Annotated in this window: 14 protein-coding genes; 7 read left to right on the top strand and 7 right to left on the bottom strand. The window is 53.1% G+C overall.

Annotated elements, in window-relative coordinates:
- Positions 1–773: 773 nt before the first annotated feature.
- Complete coding sequence (gene ompC / locus V2154_RS13825) at positions 774–1895, top strand: porin OmpC (protein WP_353502741.1); 1122 nt, start codon at positions 774–776, stop codon at positions 1893–1895.
- Positions 1896–1997: 102 nt separating this feature from the next.
- Here ompC and V2154_RS13820 read toward each other — a convergent pair whose 3' ends face one another.
- Complete coding sequence (locus V2154_RS13820) at positions 1998–2585, bottom strand: TetR/AcrR family transcriptional regulator (protein WP_353502740.1); 588 nt, start codon at positions 2583–2585, stop codon at positions 1998–2000.
- A gap of 126 nt (positions 2586–2711) precedes the next feature.
- Here V2154_RS13820 and V2154_RS13815 point away from each other — a divergent pair, with 126 nt between their 5' ends.
- Entirely contained in the window at positions 2712–3179 is a 468-nt protein-coding gene (locus V2154_RS13815; protein ID WP_353502739.1) for a nuclear transport factor 2 family protein, read from the top strand.
- 8 nt (positions 3180–3187) lie between these two features.
- On the opposite strand, the gene V2154_RS13810 is transcribed toward V2154_RS13815, so the two are convergent.
- From V2154_RS13810 to V2154_RS13800, 3 genes are all read right to left on the bottom strand, one after another.
- Positions 3188–3574, bottom strand: coding sequence for a helix-turn-helix domain-containing protein (locus tag V2154_RS13810; RefSeq protein ID WP_034791678.1), 387 nt, complete (start codon positions 3572–3574; stop codon positions 3188–3190).
- 517 nt (positions 3575–4091) lie between these two features.
- Positions 4092–5867, bottom strand: a complete 1776-nt coding sequence (locus V2154_RS13805; protein ID WP_353502738.1) for a penicillin-binding transpeptidase domain-containing protein — start codon at positions 5865–5867, stop codon at positions 4092–4094.
- 264 nt (positions 5868–6131) lie between these two features.
- The gene (locus V2154_RS13800; RefSeq protein ID WP_034791675.1) at positions 6132–6374 is read right to left on the bottom strand and encodes a DinI family protein; all 243 of its coding nucleotides are present in this window, start codon (positions 6372–6374) and stop codon (positions 6132–6134) included.
- 190 nt (positions 6375–6564) lie between these two features.
- Here V2154_RS13800 and V2154_RS13795 point away from each other — a divergent pair, with 190 nt between their 5' ends.
- From V2154_RS13795 to V2154_RS13780, 4 genes are read left to right on the top strand one after another with little or no spacing between them, the layout of a single operon-like run.
- Positions 6565–6933: a copper resistance protein gene (locus V2154_RS13795; protein ID WP_353502737.1), complete on the top strand. Its 369-nt coding sequence runs from the start codon at positions 6565–6567 to the stop codon at positions 6931–6933.
- Between the two features lie 53 nt (positions 6934–6986).
- Complete coding sequence (locus tag V2154_RS13790) at positions 6987–9026, top strand: protein-disulfide reductase DsbD family protein (protein ID WP_353502736.1); 2040 nt, start codon at positions 6987–6989, stop codon at positions 9024–9026.
- Entirely contained in the window at positions 9026–9628 is a 603-nt protein-coding gene (locus tag V2154_RS13785; protein ID WP_353502735.1) for a DsbA family protein, read from the top strand. Before V2154_RS13790 ends, V2154_RS13785 begins: the two co-directional genes overlap by 1 nt.
- Entirely contained in the window at positions 9615–10115 is a 501-nt protein-coding gene (locus V2154_RS13780; RefSeq protein ID WP_353502734.1) for a protein disulfide oxidoreductase, read from the top strand. The genes V2154_RS13785 and V2154_RS13780 overlap by 14 nt, the downstream gene beginning before the upstream one ends.
- 19 nt (positions 10116–10134) lie before the next feature.
- Here V2154_RS13780 and yejM read toward each other — a convergent pair whose 3' ends face one another.
- Together yejM and V2154_RS13770 are read right to left on the bottom strand one after the other, a co-directional pair.
- On the bottom strand, positions 10135–11919 hold the full coding sequence (gene yejM / locus V2154_RS13775; protein WP_353502733.1) for an LPS biosynthesis-modulating metalloenzyme YejM: 1785 nt from the start codon (positions 11917–11919) through the stop codon (positions 10135–10137).
- Positions 11920–11943: 24 nt separating this feature from the next.
- On the bottom strand, positions 11944–12171 hold the full coding sequence (locus V2154_RS13770; protein WP_034791669.1) for a YejL family protein: 228 nt from the start codon (positions 12169–12171) through the stop codon (positions 11944–11946).
- Positions 12172–12433: 262 nt separating this feature from the next.
- On the opposite strand from V2154_RS13770, the gene yejK reads away from it, so the two are divergent.
- Positions 12434–13438 carry a nucleoid-associated protein YejK gene (yejK, locus tag V2154_RS13765; RefSeq protein ID WP_353502732.1) on the top strand — a complete coding sequence of 335 codons (1005 nt, stop codon included), beginning with the start codon at positions 12434–12436 and terminating at the stop codon, positions 13436–13438.
- 220 nt (positions 13439–13658) lie between these two features.
- Here the strand turns inward: yejK and rplY are convergent, their stop codons facing one another.
- Complete coding sequence (gene rplY, locus V2154_RS13760; RefSeq protein ID WP_353502731.1) at positions 13659–13949, bottom strand: 50S ribosomal protein L25; 291 nt, start codon at positions 13947–13949, stop codon at positions 13659–13661.
- Between the last annotated feature and the right edge of the window lie 32 nt (positions 13950–13981).

The raw sequence follows: 13981 nt of genomic DNA, 5'->3' as shown, positions 1-13981 counted from the left end.
GCAAATCATCACATCAGCGAGATTGCTCTTATAGTACCGGATCCGCCCGCCGCGTGACTAATACTGTACAAATAATGAGATCTTTGTGGAGAGCAAACCCGCAAGATTAATTAACTGACTGTTTTATGGCCATTATTACTGGTTATTTTTCTAGCGGATATTAATAAAATGCTGTCGGAAATGTGAAGGCAGTAAGTAAATAGCGATAAGAAATACGGAAGGAGTATGTAGGAAATAAGGAGTTAATATGTCAAAAGTAAATTATTTGCGAATTGTCATTATTATACTACCGCGAGGAAATAACATTTTCATGGGAATGTCACATTGGGAAACTACCGCATTTTTGGCAAAAAAAAACCGGTCATAAGACCGGTTGTTGTTTCCAGATAATCTGGTAATGAGGGTAATAATTAACAATAATGATGATAGCGAGATAAAGTATATAGATTCCCACTTTTTTTGCTTTATCACTTAGTGCTCTGTTATGTATTTTAGTTTGTTGTTTTGTAAGGTTTTTTCAGTATTTTAGCGATTAGTGCTTTATTTTAACATGTGTAAAGCTAGCGAAAAGTTCCCTTCTATTAATATTTTCTTACATCTAATAATTGTTCAGAAACATTATCATTAATTTGGTATCATTTTCTTTCTGGATTAATTCTCTTTATATCCAGAGAATGGATTTGCCATGTCGAGCATATAATTCGAAACGTTTTACCTTCACCTTGCATTTATCAATCAGTGGCAGGCTCGACACCCTACGAGGATAGCTCAAAATGAAACGTCGTATTCTTTCTCTTATGATCCCGGCTTTATTAGTCGCAGGATCAGCAAGTGCGGCAGAAGTTTATAATAAAGATGGCAATAAACTCGACCTTTACGGTTTGGTCGATGGTTTACATTATTTCTCGAGCGATAAAGGTTCTGATGGCGATCAGAGCTACATCCGTCTTGGTTTCAAAGGCGAAACTCAGATCACTGACCAACTGACCGGTTACGGCCAGTGGGAGTATCAGGTGCAAGCCAATCAGGCGGAAAGTGAAGATAACCGCTCCTTTACCCGTTACGGTTTTGCAGGTCTGAAATTCGGCGATTACGGTTCATTCGACTACGGTCGTAACAACGGCGTGCTATACGACGTCGCGGCATGGACCGACTTACAGCCAGAGTTCGATGGTTCCACCTATGGCGCGGACCAGTTCCTGTTCCAGCGTACCAACGGCGTAGCCACTTACCGTAACAACAACTTCTTCGGTTTAGTCGATGGCCTGAACTTTGCTCTGCAATATCAAGGTAAAAACGACAGCGGCGGCGGCGAGCCGGGTACGCGTGACGTCCTGACGCAGAACGGCGACGGCTACGGTGCGTCTCTGAGCTACGACATTGGCGCTGGCGTCAGCGTGGCCGGTGCCTTCTTCAACTCAGACCGTACCGACGAGCAAAACTCTGCGCCGGGCATTATGGGTCAAGGTAAGAAAGCCGAAGGTTACAGCGGCGGCCTGAAATATGACGCCAACAATGTCTATCTGGCAGCGATGTTTACTCAGTCCTATAACGCGTCACGCTTCGGTTCGACGGATTCAGAAGCTTACGGTTATGCCAACAAAGCTCAGTCTGTAGAAGCCTACGCCAGCTACCAGTTCGACTTCGGTCTGCGTCCGTTCGTGGCTTATAACCAGACTCGCGGCTCTGATTTGGGTACTGACCGCGTGGGTAACAACTACGACGATCAGGACTTGGTCAAATTCGTAGACCTGGGTGCGACGTATTACTTCAACAAAAATATGTCCACTTACGTCGACTACAAAATCAACCTGCTTGATGACAACCAGTTCACCCAAAATGCCGGTATCAACACGGATAACGTCACGGCGGTTGGCTTGGTGTACCAGTTCTAACCTGTTCACGTGGACCATTGCCACCAGAGACAGGCATTCTCAGACACAGAATGATGCAGTAACAGAAGACGCGGCCCGTGCCGCGTTTTTTGTGCCCGTCGCCTAGGCTGCTCGCGGGACAAGCCAGAGCTCCAGCGCCGAGCAGAGCAGGGCCGTCTCCTGCTTATTCTCTCCGCCAATCTGCGCGTTGACAATCGCGCCATCCACCAGCAGAGCAATGGCCTGTGCCATAAAATTGGGTGCTGATTCAGGCAGGTAACGCGCAATCTCCTCAGCCATTTGCTGCTTATGCTGCGCCGCGTGGGTGGTGACTTCAGGCAGGGCTTCGGCAAATTCCAGCGCGCTATTGATAAAAGCACAGCCGCGAAAATCCTCATCACTGAACCACTCTTCCAGCGTTTTTGGCAGCGCCACGGCAAGACGGGCGTTCGGCTGCGCCATGTTCTTTTGCAAACTCTTGGTGAACCAACTCATCCAGCGTTGATGGCGATACTTCAGAAAAGCCAAAACCAAGGCATTCTTGCTGGGAAAATGGCGGTAAAAGGTCACTTTGGTCACGCCAGCTTGTTTGATGATCAGATCAATGCCCGTGGCGCGAATGCCGTCGCGGTAAAACAGCTGATGAGCCGTCAGCAGGATGCGGTCGCGGGCAGCTAGCGTACTGATATCGGAGGAGGGTGTCAGGGGCATGAGGATTTCCAGTCAGCGATTGATTTCATTTTTCGGCGATGGCCAGTGTAGACAACTCTGTCTACTTGAGCTAGTTTAATCGTGTAGACAGAGTTGTCTACATGAAATTCATCTCATGAGGTACTTATGCCAATTAAACCGCCATTGCCGCCCTTTACCCGTGAAAGCGCGATTGAAAAAGTTCGTTTAGCCGAAGACGCCTGGAACAGCCGCGACCCGCAGCGCGTGCGTCAGGTTTACTCAGAAGACACTCGCTGGCGCAATCGCAGTGAGTTCGCCGAAGGGCAGGACGCCGTGGTGGCCTTTCTGGAGCGCAAGTGGGCCAAAGAGTTGGAATATCGCCTGATTAAAGAGCTGTGGGCCTTCGACGGCGCGCGCATCGCGGTGCGTTTTGCTTATGAATGGCGTGATGATTCCGGCAACTGGTATCGCAGCTTCGGCAATGAAAATTGGGAATTTAATGAGGAAGGTCAGATGTTTGCCCGTTACGCCTGCATCAATGATTTGCCCATCAAAGAGAGTGAACGCAAGTTCGAATGGCCGTTAGGGCGTCGCCCGGATGATTATCCTTCACTGAGCGACTTTGGATTCTGATACCGAATTTAGGCCGTTTTTTGATGAATGATATGCAGCGGCGGGGCGACTTCTAGCTTGATATCGGGATTTTGGCGGAACTCATAAGGCGTGATGTTAAAACGCTTACGGAACATGTAAGTGAAATGCGACTGTGAGCCAAAGCCAAAATCCATCGCGATATCGAAAATCGGCGTGTCACTGCTGCTTAACTGATAGACCGCGCTCGCCAAACGGCGCTCACGGATGTACTTACCAAGCGAAATGCCGGTAGATTCTTTAAACAGTTTTTGCATGTGCCACAGCGAATAGCCCGAGTATTCAGCCAATTCTTCAAGGTGGATAACGCGCCCAAGATGGCCTTCGATCCATTTGCTGAGTGCGCAGACGATTGTGAGATGAATGTCCTGAGCCATAACCCGTCTTTCTTAATGTTCGATAAGCTATTATACACAACTTCGCCGTGATGGCGCAGGAGCCTTAAGTAGCAGAGAGGTGTTGTTGAGAAAGAAAACCCTTATAAATTCAGGGGTAAGGCAAAAAAATGACCCGATGACGGAGAGGACTCGCTCCGACCCAACGGGCCATTGATTAGTGCAGTAAGATCCAGTGGATAACCCGCGCGATAATATCGTCGAGCACGACGATGCCAACCAAAATCGCAATAATCAGTAGGATAAATCGCTTACCTGTTGGCAAAATCACCCCTCTCTGGAAAGTGGCTGGTACCTATTACCAAGGGCCGGTGCCGTGCATATTTAATGCAATGACGGCGACACACACTGCGACAAAGACCACTAAAACCATAAAAAGCCGTTTCATCGTTTTACTTCTCAGAGTTTTCACTCTTCCTCTTAGCTTACCCTTGCTGGGCGAGACAAGCGGGAAGTTACCCATATTAGTCGCAGAAATCCAGTCTGCGCGGGTAAAAAATCACTCTGAGCTGGCGCTACGGCGCACTAAGTTGGTTTTTTGGCCGCCGTTGATAATGGTTTCCGGCGGCGTCTCAGGCACCAGTGCGTCAGGAGCAATGTTCATATGATTCAACACCTGCCCCATGATTTGGCCGAAAATCGGCCCGGCCACTGAACCACCAAAGTGTTTACCCGCCTGTGGGTTGTTGACCATCACCACCAGAGCCACTCGCGGATTACTGGCCGGAGCCACGCCCGCCGTGTAGTTGACGTAGCCGCCATCGTACTTGCCGCTGGTCCCCAGCTTTTCCGCCGTACCGGTTTTGATTGCCAGACGATAGCCCGGCACCGCCGCGCTCAGGCCAGAGCCGCCGGGCAGGGCGTCGCTTTCCATCATATGGATCACGGTTTGCACCACGTCCGCCGCCATCACGCGCTTTCCCATCACCGGGGGTGTCACCTTGGTGATCGACAGTGGGCGATAAATGCCCAACGCGCCAATAGTGGCGTATTCGCGGGCGATTTGCAGCGGCGTCACGCGCAGGCCGTAGCCGAAAGCGAAGGTCGCGCGCTCGATGTCAGCCCAGCGATCGCGATGCAGCGGGAAGTAGCCGCTGCTCTCGCCGCCGATGCCCAAGTCGGTCGGTTTACCCAAGCCAAAGGAGTGGTAGAGGTCAACCAGCACCTGTGCGGGCATCGCCAGCGCCATGTGCGATACCGCGATGTCACTGGATTTCTGCAACACGCCGGTGATGGTCAGCGCAGGCCAGTGGCCGACGTCTTTGATTAAGTGGCCGTTGACGGTGTACGGGTGGGTGTCTAGCACCGAGTCCGGGCGGATCATTTTGCGCGCCAGCGACACCATCACAACCAGAGGTTTTACCGTAGAACCCGGCTCGAAGCTGTCGCTTATCGCCACGTTACGCATGTCTTTTGGCTGAACGCCGGCGTAGTTATTTGGGTTATAAGAAGGGTAGGAGGCCATCCCGAGAATTTCCCCGGTATTCACATCCACCAGCACGGCGGCACCCGAGTCCGCCTGGTTGAGCATCACGCCGGCGCGCAAGCGTGAATACATCACGTACTGCATAAAGCTGTCGATACTTAGATTGACCGTTGGCGGCTGCTGCGGCGGGACTTCCTTCAACACGCCAATCACGTTGCCGTGGCCGTCTTGGCGGTATTCGCGCATGCCCGGCTTGCCTTCGAGCAGGGTATTAAAGCCTTTCTCAATGCCGGTCAGACCTTCGTTATCCGTGCCGACAATCCCCACCAGATTGGCGGCGGCGTCGCTCATCGGGTAGTAGCGGCTGTCATCGTGCTGGCTGGTAATGCCGCCCAGATGCAACTGAGCAATATCATTGGCAATGCCTTGCTCGATTTTACGCCCAAGGTAGACAAAGCGCCGGTTAGGATCGCTGGTAATAATTTGCTGTAACTGGGGCAGCGGCATGTTCAGCGCCTGCGCCAGATACTGCCATTTCGGGCTATTTAGATCGCTATGCAGCTGAAGGACGCGGAAGGGATCAGCAATAATATCTTTGGAAGCCACGCTCAGTGCCAGCGGATGCCCGCTGCGGTCAGCAATGGTGCCGCGATCGGCTGGGATCACCGTGGAGCGCAAAGAGCGCTGGTCGGCCTGACGCTCAAGCATCGGGCGGTTCAGCAGCTGTAAATAGCCTACGCGGGCCAGTAAAAATGCCATACAACCCAAAATGCCAACACAAATAAGGGCAAAACGCTTCGAGTAAAAGTGGGGTTGTGCAGCCGGCTTAGTCGGTTTTTTTGGAGGCATGTTTACTTCGCAAAGTCATGGGCGTGATAGTGCCAAAAATGACAAGCCTGCCGTCGCGAAGGGGGTTATGGACCCAGAAATGGTTAAAAACCCAGCGGAAATAACAGGACTCATCATTCTGATTGATATGATTTTTAGTATCATAGACATATTATAATAAGCCGTTGCTGGGTTATGTTTAATTCAATTGCCCTTTGTAAGTAAATACGACTTGCTGAGCAGCTTTTACCCGTTATTTGCCTTAATGGCGAACCTTTCTCTGTCTCATTCAACGGATAGCCATTCATCCGCTTCTTCAAACATCTCTTCGAGCATTTGGTTCAACTGCGAACGGTCCTGCTTGCTGGCGCCCGAGGTGTTCAAGCCGTTGGCCTGCATCGGTTTGACCTTCACCGCCGCATCCGGGAACAGGCGATGAACGCGTTTGGTTAATTCGGCATGGATTTTGTCGTTGGCATCAGGAATGCCGGAAACATTGCGTTTGTCATACACCAGCTCTACTAACATTTAGTCTCAATCCTTAATAGGTAATTAACTGGCTAAATATACAGTATCGCTTGGCCGATTCCAATGTTTTAGGCGACGGATTGGGTGTCATTTCAGCACCTTGAACGTAAAGTCCTGTAATGGCGGATACATAATCCTTGTGAATGTTTGGTCGGGGGCTAGAATACTGGCGTACTTTCATGAGGGATTAATGGATAAAAAACGGCGTTCAGCACTGCTCTTTTTCTGCCTGGCTTGTCTGGTCATACTTACCTGTATGACGCAGCGCATCGCCGGGCTGAACGCGTTGTCTGCCTCTCTGCGTCAGGACGCGGTGTCCCAAACGGTCTCATCCCAGCCGACGTCCGATCTGACTGAAACTCCCACTCCTTGCGAGTTGAGCAGCAAATCACTGCTTTCCGTTCCTCCTGTCATTCTTGATTTCGCGCTGTTGGTCTTTAGCTTGCTGCTGGCGTTTCTCTCGCCGGGCAACGTGGCCCTTCTTCGTACTCGCCTGCCTGAAGTCGTTCCGGTGCCGATACTACGGGTGCATCTGCGGCTCTGCGTCTTCCGGGAATAAAAACACGTCCGCCTTTTGATTCGGATGTTGTCTTTTATTTTTGGAGAAAATTTATGCGTTATGCCTTCAGGGCGGCGATTGCCAGCCTGTTGCTGCTGTGGCTACCTGCCATTCATGCGGCGGATTCCGGCTGGTTAGCAAGCCCGCAAAACAGCCATGCCAAAGTGCGTTTTCAGGCTGAGCCTGCCGACGGCGCGGCGGATGAAACCCATCTTTTACTGTCTGTCAGCCTCGAAAAAGGCTGGAAAACCTACTGGCGATCGCCGGGTGAGGGCGGCGTAGCGCCGGTTATCGCCTGGCAAGACTCATCAACCAAGGCCGACTGGTCTTGGCCGACTCCCGCGCGTTTCGACGTCGCCGGAATAACCACGCAGGGCTATCACGACAATGTGACGTTGCCGATTGTTATCAAAGGCAAAGTGCCTGAGAAACTGGCGGGAACCCTGACCCTGCCGACCTGTAGCAATGTCTGTATCCTCACCGATTATGACTTCAATCTGGACCTGCGCGCAGGCGGCGACCAAGGCGATTTCGTCAGCCGTTTTGCCAGCGCCATGGGGCAAATCCCGATTGCGCAGGGGCTGGCCGATAAGGTGTCGGCGGGTTATCGGCAGGGCACTTTGGTGATTTCAGCCGAGCGCGCTCAAGGCTGGCAGCAGCCGGAGCTGTTTATCGATTCCCTCGAAGGCAGCTCATTCGGCAAGCCGACGGTCAGGGTGGACGGCATGCTTGCGCAGATCACCGTGCCGGTCACCGACGAGTGGGGAGATAAAGCCGGAGACTTGACGGGCAAGCCGGTCAGCGCGGTGCTGGCGGATCGCGGTATCGCCCAGCAGCTCGACCTCAAGATGGAGCCTCTGGCACCCGCTACGCAGAGCAGCATTGCCCTGTGGCAAGTGGCACTGATGGCGCTGGCCGGTGGTTTTATTCTTAACCTGATGCCGTGCGTGCTGCCGGTACTGGGTATGAAACTCGGCTCGATTTTGCAGGTGGAGCAGCGCGACCGTAAAAGCGTTCGGGTGCAGTTCCTGGCCTCTTCGGCGGGCATTATCAGCTCTTTCCTCGCGCTGGCGCTGCTGATGACCGTGCTGCGCTACAGCAACCAGACCCTAGGCTGGGGAATTCAGTTCCAGAACCCGTGGTTTATCGGCTTTATGGTGATTGTGACCGCGCTGTTCACCGCCAACCTGCTGGGTCTGTTCGAAATCAACCTGCCTTCTGCCATGACCACCCGTCTGGCGACGCAAAAACGTGGCGGTTTGAAGGGCAATTTCGCCGAGGGCGCTTTCGCGACGCTGCTAGCCACGCCGTGCTCTGCGCCTTTCTTGGGCACCGCCGTGGCCTTCGCGCTGGCCGCGCCTCTGCCCGTGCTGTGGGGATTATTCCTGATGCTGGGCATCGGCATGAGCCTGCCGTGGCTGATGATCGCAACCTGGCCGGGACTGGCGCTGCGCCTGCCGCGTCCGGGGCGCTGGATGCTGCGCCTGCGGGTGGCGCTCGGCCTGCTGATGCTCGCCGCGTCGCTGTGGCTGCTCAGCCTGATGCTTAACCACTTCAGTCTGCAAAGCGTGCTGATTGTCGCGGCGGTGTTCCTGCTGGCGCTGGTGGTGGGTTCGCTGCGCCGCTATGGGGCGCGTAATACCGCCATTGCCCTATGTGTCAGCCTGCTGGTGGCAGGGCTGGTGATGCTAGCGGCGGCGCTCTCCTATACCAACGGCGCCAAGCCATTACAGGATGCCGTGAAGTGGCAGCCGCTAACCGAGCAGGCGATTGCTCAGGCGGTGGCGGACAACAAAGTGGTGTTCGTGGATGTCACGGCAGACTGGTGTGTCACCTGCAAAGCCAACAAATTTAACGTATTACTGCGCGAAGACGTGCAGAAAGCGCTGACCGCCGACAACCTGGTGGCCCTGCGCGGTGACTGGAGCCGTCCTTCCAAACCGATTAATGAATTCCTGCAAAAGCGCGGCAGCGTTGCCGTTCCTTTCAACCAAATTTATGGTCCGGGCCTGCCAACGGGTGAGATTTTATCGCCACTGCTGACTCGCGACGCCGTTTTAAAAGGGCTGCAAGACGCCCGTGGAGATAAATAATGAAAACCTTAATGCTGATTTTAATGATGGCCCTTTCACCGATGGCTTTAGCGCAGACTGCGCCACAAAACCCGACGCCGGAGGATATGCTATTCCGCGACCCGGCCACGCCGCGCTTTGGTGCTAAAGACGCCAAGCTGGTGCTGGTCTCCTTCACCGACTACAACTGCCCTTACTGCAAGCAGTTTGATCCTCTGCTGGAGAGAGTGGTGAAGGAGCATCCGGACGTCGCGGTGGTGCTCAAACTGCTGCCGTTCCGTGGTGCCAGTTCCATCAGCTCTGCTCGCGCTGCCATGACCGTGTGGGAGCAGCAGCCGGACAAATTTATGGCGCTGCACCAGCGCCTGATGTCGAAAAAAGGCCCGCATGACGAGGAGAGCATCGACGCGGCAATCGCTAAAGTTGGCCTGCCGCCAGTAAAAGTCACACCGGAAAGCTACACTACCTTGAAAACTAACGTGGAAATTGCCGAAGTGCTGGGTATTCAAGGCACGCCAGCGACCATTATTGGCGACCAGATCATCCCCGGCGCTATCTCTTATCAGGACTTAGAAGAGCTGGTGAATGCCCAGTTGAAGAAGGTGAAAGATGGGAAAAGTTAAGCGTTGGGCTAAAGAGATCTTGGTTGGCGCGGTACTGCTGATGGCGGTGCTGTTCGGCATGGACTTCATGCGCGCGCCGCAGGCTCCGGTCGATTTCGGCAATCAGACCTTGCAGACCCTCGATGGCCAAACCCTGACGCTCAATGAGAAAAGCCAGCAGCAGCCGCTGCTGGTTTACTTCTGGGCCAGCTGGTGCAGCGTCTGTAAGTTCACCACGCCGGACGTCGGCAAGCTGTCGGCCAACGGCGGCAATGTGTTGAGCGTGGCGCTGCGTTCAGGGGATAAAGATAAAATCGAGCGCTATTTACAGGGCAAGAATATCAGCATGCCGGTGGTGAATGACCCGCGCGGCGATATTTCCGCCTCGTGGGACATTGGCGTCACGCCAACGTTTGTGATTATCGATAAGGGCAGGGTAGTGAGTACTACGACGGGCTGGACGTCATATTGGGGGATGAAGCTGCGGCTTTGGTGGGCCGCGTTTTAAAAAGGCTATCTTCTTGAAGTTAATCCGCAATAAAGCGCTTCTCATTGGTCAGAACCTGTAACAGCAGGCCGAGTTCAGGTTTCTGATCTTTGATGCGTTTGCCTTGTTCGTCATAAGCCGTGAAATCACCGTTGCGCTCCAGCAGTAGCGTCTGGGTTGGCGTGGTGATCACCAGCGTGCCGTTATCACTGGTGGAGATCCAGTCATGGCGGCGTTTGGCGGCAAATAGATCTTCACCTTGCGAATAATCCGCTGGCGACGTGGTGACGTGCAGCAGGCGCTGCATCAGGGTGGTCATCACATCTTCATGATCAGTCAGCTTATTAATGGACTGGGCAGGCGTACCCGGCCAGTGAACCACTAATGGCACACGCATCTGGTCGCGGTTCATAGTATTGCCCGAACCCCAGGTGCCATTTTCATTAAATTCAATGCCGTGCGACGCGGTGATCATCACCACGGTTTTATCCAGCTCGCCGCGCTTTTGCAGTTCTTGCAGAATCTCGCCAATGCGCTGATCCACCTCTTTCGCGCCTTGCTGATAACGCTGCATAAAGACATTGCCGGTCGGCACGGCGGCATTGCTGCCTTGACGCAGCGCCGTCGAGACGCCGTTCAGATTCACGTAAGAGAACCACGGGCGGCTACCGCGTGCGGCTAACCACTGCTGCCACTGCTGAGCCGTCAGGGTATCGCCCTGCGCCGCCGGGGTCGGCAAGGTGAAGTCGGTCAGCAAAGCCTGACGGTAGAGCGGGCTGTTGAAGCCGTCGGAGGAGAACAGGCCAAACTCGTAGCCCTGTTTCGCCAGCGAGGACATCAGCGCAGAAGGCTTACGCGCGGCAATAATGCCTTCCATATAGGTTGGCGAAATCCCGTAGAACAGGCCAAACAGGCCGCTATCCACGCGATTACCCGAGCTGTAATGCTGGTTGAAGCTAACATTTTGCCGCGCGAAATCGGTCAGCGCTGGCATGTCTTTGACCGTGGTCGAGGCGTGAATGCCGTCCACCACAATCATCAATAAATTATATTTAGGGCCGGTGTCGCGGAAGCTAATGTCATTGAGTGGGTACTCTACCGACAGCGCCTCTGGGTTACCTTGTTCAATCAGACGCTGCTGATAAGCCTGTGCGTCCAGCAAGCCGTGCTTCTCGAGGAACTTACGCGCGGTCATTGGGTAGGAGAGCGGCAGGTTTGAACGCTGCATGGTGATTGGGCGATAGAAGTTGGCATCGGCCCAGATATACATCAGGTGCGAGGCAAAGAAGCTGACGATAAACAGCGCCACAATCGGCTTAGCGAAATTGCGACGGTTCAGGCTGCGCAGCTTCTGCCATGCCCAAGTGCCAAACAGCATTTCGATCAGGAACAGCACCGGCACGGCAATAAACATTAGCTGCCAGTCGCGGGCCAGCTCGCCTTGACCGGGGTTGACCACCAGTTCCCACACCACAGGATTGATGTGCAGGTGGAAGCGGGTAAAGACTTCGGTGTCGACCAGTAACAGCGTCAGACCTGCGGTGGCTAAAATGGCGGATAAGAAACGCATCAGCCGCTGCGACATCACCACAAAGGTCAGGGGGAAGATGATCAGCAGGTAGGCGGAGAAGCCAATAAAACTGAAATGCCCAAGCCAACTTACCAACGCGTAAATGCGTCCTTCGAGAGAAGAGGGCCAGTCGGAGACAAAGAGGTAGCGGCTGCCGAGTCCAAGACCGAGCAGAATGTTAAATAGGGCGAACCAGTGCCCCCAGCTGATCATCTGGGATACTTTTTCGCGATAGCGCTGACGATTTGTCACCATAAGAGGTTTTGGGCAAATAGTTGATTAATGGGCTTTATCTTCTCTTATTGACGCCTGAAGCGCGCCAGCAAAAGAGCCTGCGATAGCTTTGCGCTGGGTTGGCGCAACACTGGTATTAATTAAGTTGGTCACCATATTGCCCAACACCATCAACGAGAGGTCGGTGGGCGCGCGGTGTTTTTCCAGTACGGTGGCCAGCTCCGAAAGGATCTGTTCAACGTGTTCGTCACTGTAACGAGATGATTGTGGCATGGATTAATGTGCTCAAAGCCTGACAAAGTGCAATATCTTAACGTATCGTGGCATCAGTTTCCGCATTTTTATAATGTGTTGAACGTTGGGGTATTGATGAGATGTATTTATTTGTGTTTCCAACTTCAAGGCTTTGCGGTTGCAAGCCCTCTATATTAAGTGTTTGAATACCCGCCTCGGCGAAAAAATCATTCCACCAAGCCGCCCCCTTTTCAGATATTTCTACAGCATTTATATAAAGACACTCATTTTAGGAGAAGCCATGAGTCTGGATATCGAGCAGATTGCTCTACACCAGTTGAACAAGCGTGACGAGCAAACGCTGGACGTTGTGCTGCGCGATACGCTGTTAACCCCGAATGCCGCGGTTGAAGAGATGATGGCCGAACTGCATCGCGTGTACAGCGCGAAAAGCAAAGCTTATGGGCTGTTTAATCAGGATAGCGAACTGGCCGAGTCTTTGCGCGCCTGCCGCAAAGGCGATGAGGATTTCCTTGGCTTTAGCCGCGCGGCCACCGGCCGTTTGCGCGATGAACTGGCGAAATATCCTTTTGCCGAAGGTGGCGTGGTGCTGTTCTGCCATTATCGCTTCCTGGCGGTTGAGTATTTACTGATTGCCGTGCTCAACAGCCGCAGCAGTATGCGTGTTAACGAGCAGCTGGACGTCAGCAGCATTCACTATCTCGACATCAACCATGCCGACATTGTCGCGCGAATTGATTTAACCGAGTGGGAAACCAATCCAGAATCCACCCGCTATTTGACCTTCCTGAAAGGCCGCGTGGGTCGTAAAGTTTCCGACTTCTTTATGGATTTCCTCGCTGCGGCAGAAGGCTTGGACACTAAAGCGCAAAACCGTGGCTTATTGCAGGCGGTGGATGACTTCTGTGCAGAAGCCCAGTTGGATAAGAACGAACGCCAAAATGTGCGCCAGCAGGTTTATAGCTACTGCAACGAACAGCTTCAGGCAGGGGAGGAGATCTCCCTCGACGCGCTGTCCGACGAGCTGCCACCCTGGGACGACAAGAAATTTAAAGAGTTTTCCCAAGAGCAGGGTTATCAGCTGGAAGAGACTTTCCCGGCCGATCGCGGCACGCTGCGCCAGTTAACCAAGTTTGCCGGTAGCGGCGGCGGGGTGAGCATCAATTTCGACGCCATGTTGATGGGCGAGCGCATTTTCTGGGACCCAGCCACGGATACTTTGACTATTAAAGGCACACCGCCGAATCTGCGCGACCAGTTGCAACGTCGATCGTCGAGTAAGTAAAAAGTAATACGAACACAGGTATAGCCGAAATAATTGGAGTTGCAGCAAGGCTGCAAGGGAGTCAATCCCGATGAGCTGACGTTGGTCAGTGATTCGGGTTGGCGAGAGCGGCCAACGCAGCGGCAGCTTCAAGTATGAAGGATATAAAAAACGCCGCATTGAGCGGCGTTTTTTATTTGTTCTCGCACGGCGTCCCGATGCGTTACAACTTAGTTAGCGATTAAACGCGAACGAAGTCGATGTGAGCCAGTTTTGGCTTGAACGGGTGACGCTGTACAGCCTGAACTTTAACTTTGGTTTCTTTACCGTCGATAACCAGAGTAATAGCTTCAGAGTAGAACTCCGCTTTAACTTCCATGTTCTTAACAGAATCATGGTCCAGTTTGATGGAAACTGGAGCAGCTGAGCCACCGTAAACGATAGCTGGGAATTTGTTTTCTGTACGCAGGCGGCGGCTCGCACCTTTGCCCTGCTCTGCTTCTGGACGTACTTCTACATTGATAGTGAACATGTATGTTTCTCTATATAAGAATGTTTGCCCCG

The sequence above is a fragment of the Ewingella sp. CoE-038-23 genome (genome assembly GCF_040419245.1).
Lineage (GTDB): Bacteria > Pseudomonadota > Gammaproteobacteria > Enterobacterales > Enterobacteriaceae > Ewingella > Ewingella allii.
The sequence above is the reverse complement of the archived record's forward strand: the minus strand, read 5'-3'. Positions and strand labels throughout refer to the sequence as shown.

Bases quoted from the DNA above. Each gene is read 5' to 3' on its own strand.
- V2154_RS13785 (WP_353502735.1), top strand. From the start codon at position 9,026: ATGAAAACCTTAATGCTGATTTTAATGATGGCCCTTTCACCGATGGCT.
- ompC (WP_353502741.1), top strand. From the start codon at position 774: ATGAAACGTCGTATTCTTTCTCTTATGATCCCGGCTTTATTAGTCGCA.
- V2154_RS13795 (WP_353502737.1), top strand. From the start codon at position 6,565: ATGGATAAAAAACGGCGTTCAGCACTGCTCTTTTTCTGCCTGGCTTGT.
- yejK (WP_353502732.1), top strand. From the start codon at position 12,434: ATGAGTCTGGATATCGAGCAGATTGCTCTACACCAGTTGAACAAGCGT.
- V2154_RS13790 (WP_353502736.1), top strand. From the start codon at position 6,987: ATGCGTTATGCCTTCAGGGCGGCGATTGCCAGCCTGTTGCTGCTGTGG.
- rplY (WP_353502731.1), bottom strand. From the start codon at position 13,949: ATGTTCACTATCAATGTAGAAGTACGTCCAGAAGCAGAGCAGGGCAAA.
- V2154_RS13770 (WP_034791669.1), bottom strand. From the start codon at position 12,171: ATGCCACAATCATCTCGTTACAGTGACGAACACGTTGAACAGATCCTT.
- V2154_RS13815 (WP_353502739.1), top strand. From the start codon at position 2,712: ATGCCAATTAAACCGCCATTGCCGCCCTTTACCCGTGAAAGCGCGATT.
- V2154_RS13820 (WP_353502740.1), bottom strand. From the start codon at position 2,585: ATGCCCCTGACACCCTCCTCCGATATCAGTACGCTAGCTGCCCGCGAC.
- V2154_RS13810 (WP_034791678.1), bottom strand. From the start codon at position 3,574: ATGGCTCAGGACATTCATCTCACAATCGTCTGCGCACTCAGCAAATGG.
- yejM (WP_353502733.1), bottom strand. From the start codon at position 11,919: ATGGTGACAAATCGTCAGCGCTATCGCGAAAAAGTATCCCAGATGATC.
- V2154_RS13800 (WP_034791675.1), bottom strand. From the start codon at position 6,374: ATGTTAGTAGAGCTGGTGTATGACAAACGCAATGTTTCCGGCATTCCT.
- V2154_RS13805 (WP_353502738.1), bottom strand. From the start codon at position 5,867: ATGCCTCCAAAAAAACCGACTAAGCCGGCTGCACAACCCCACTTTTAC.
- V2154_RS13780 (WP_353502734.1), top strand. From the start codon at position 9,615: ATGGGAAAAGTTAAGCGTTGGGCTAAAGAGATCTTGGTTGGCGCGGTA.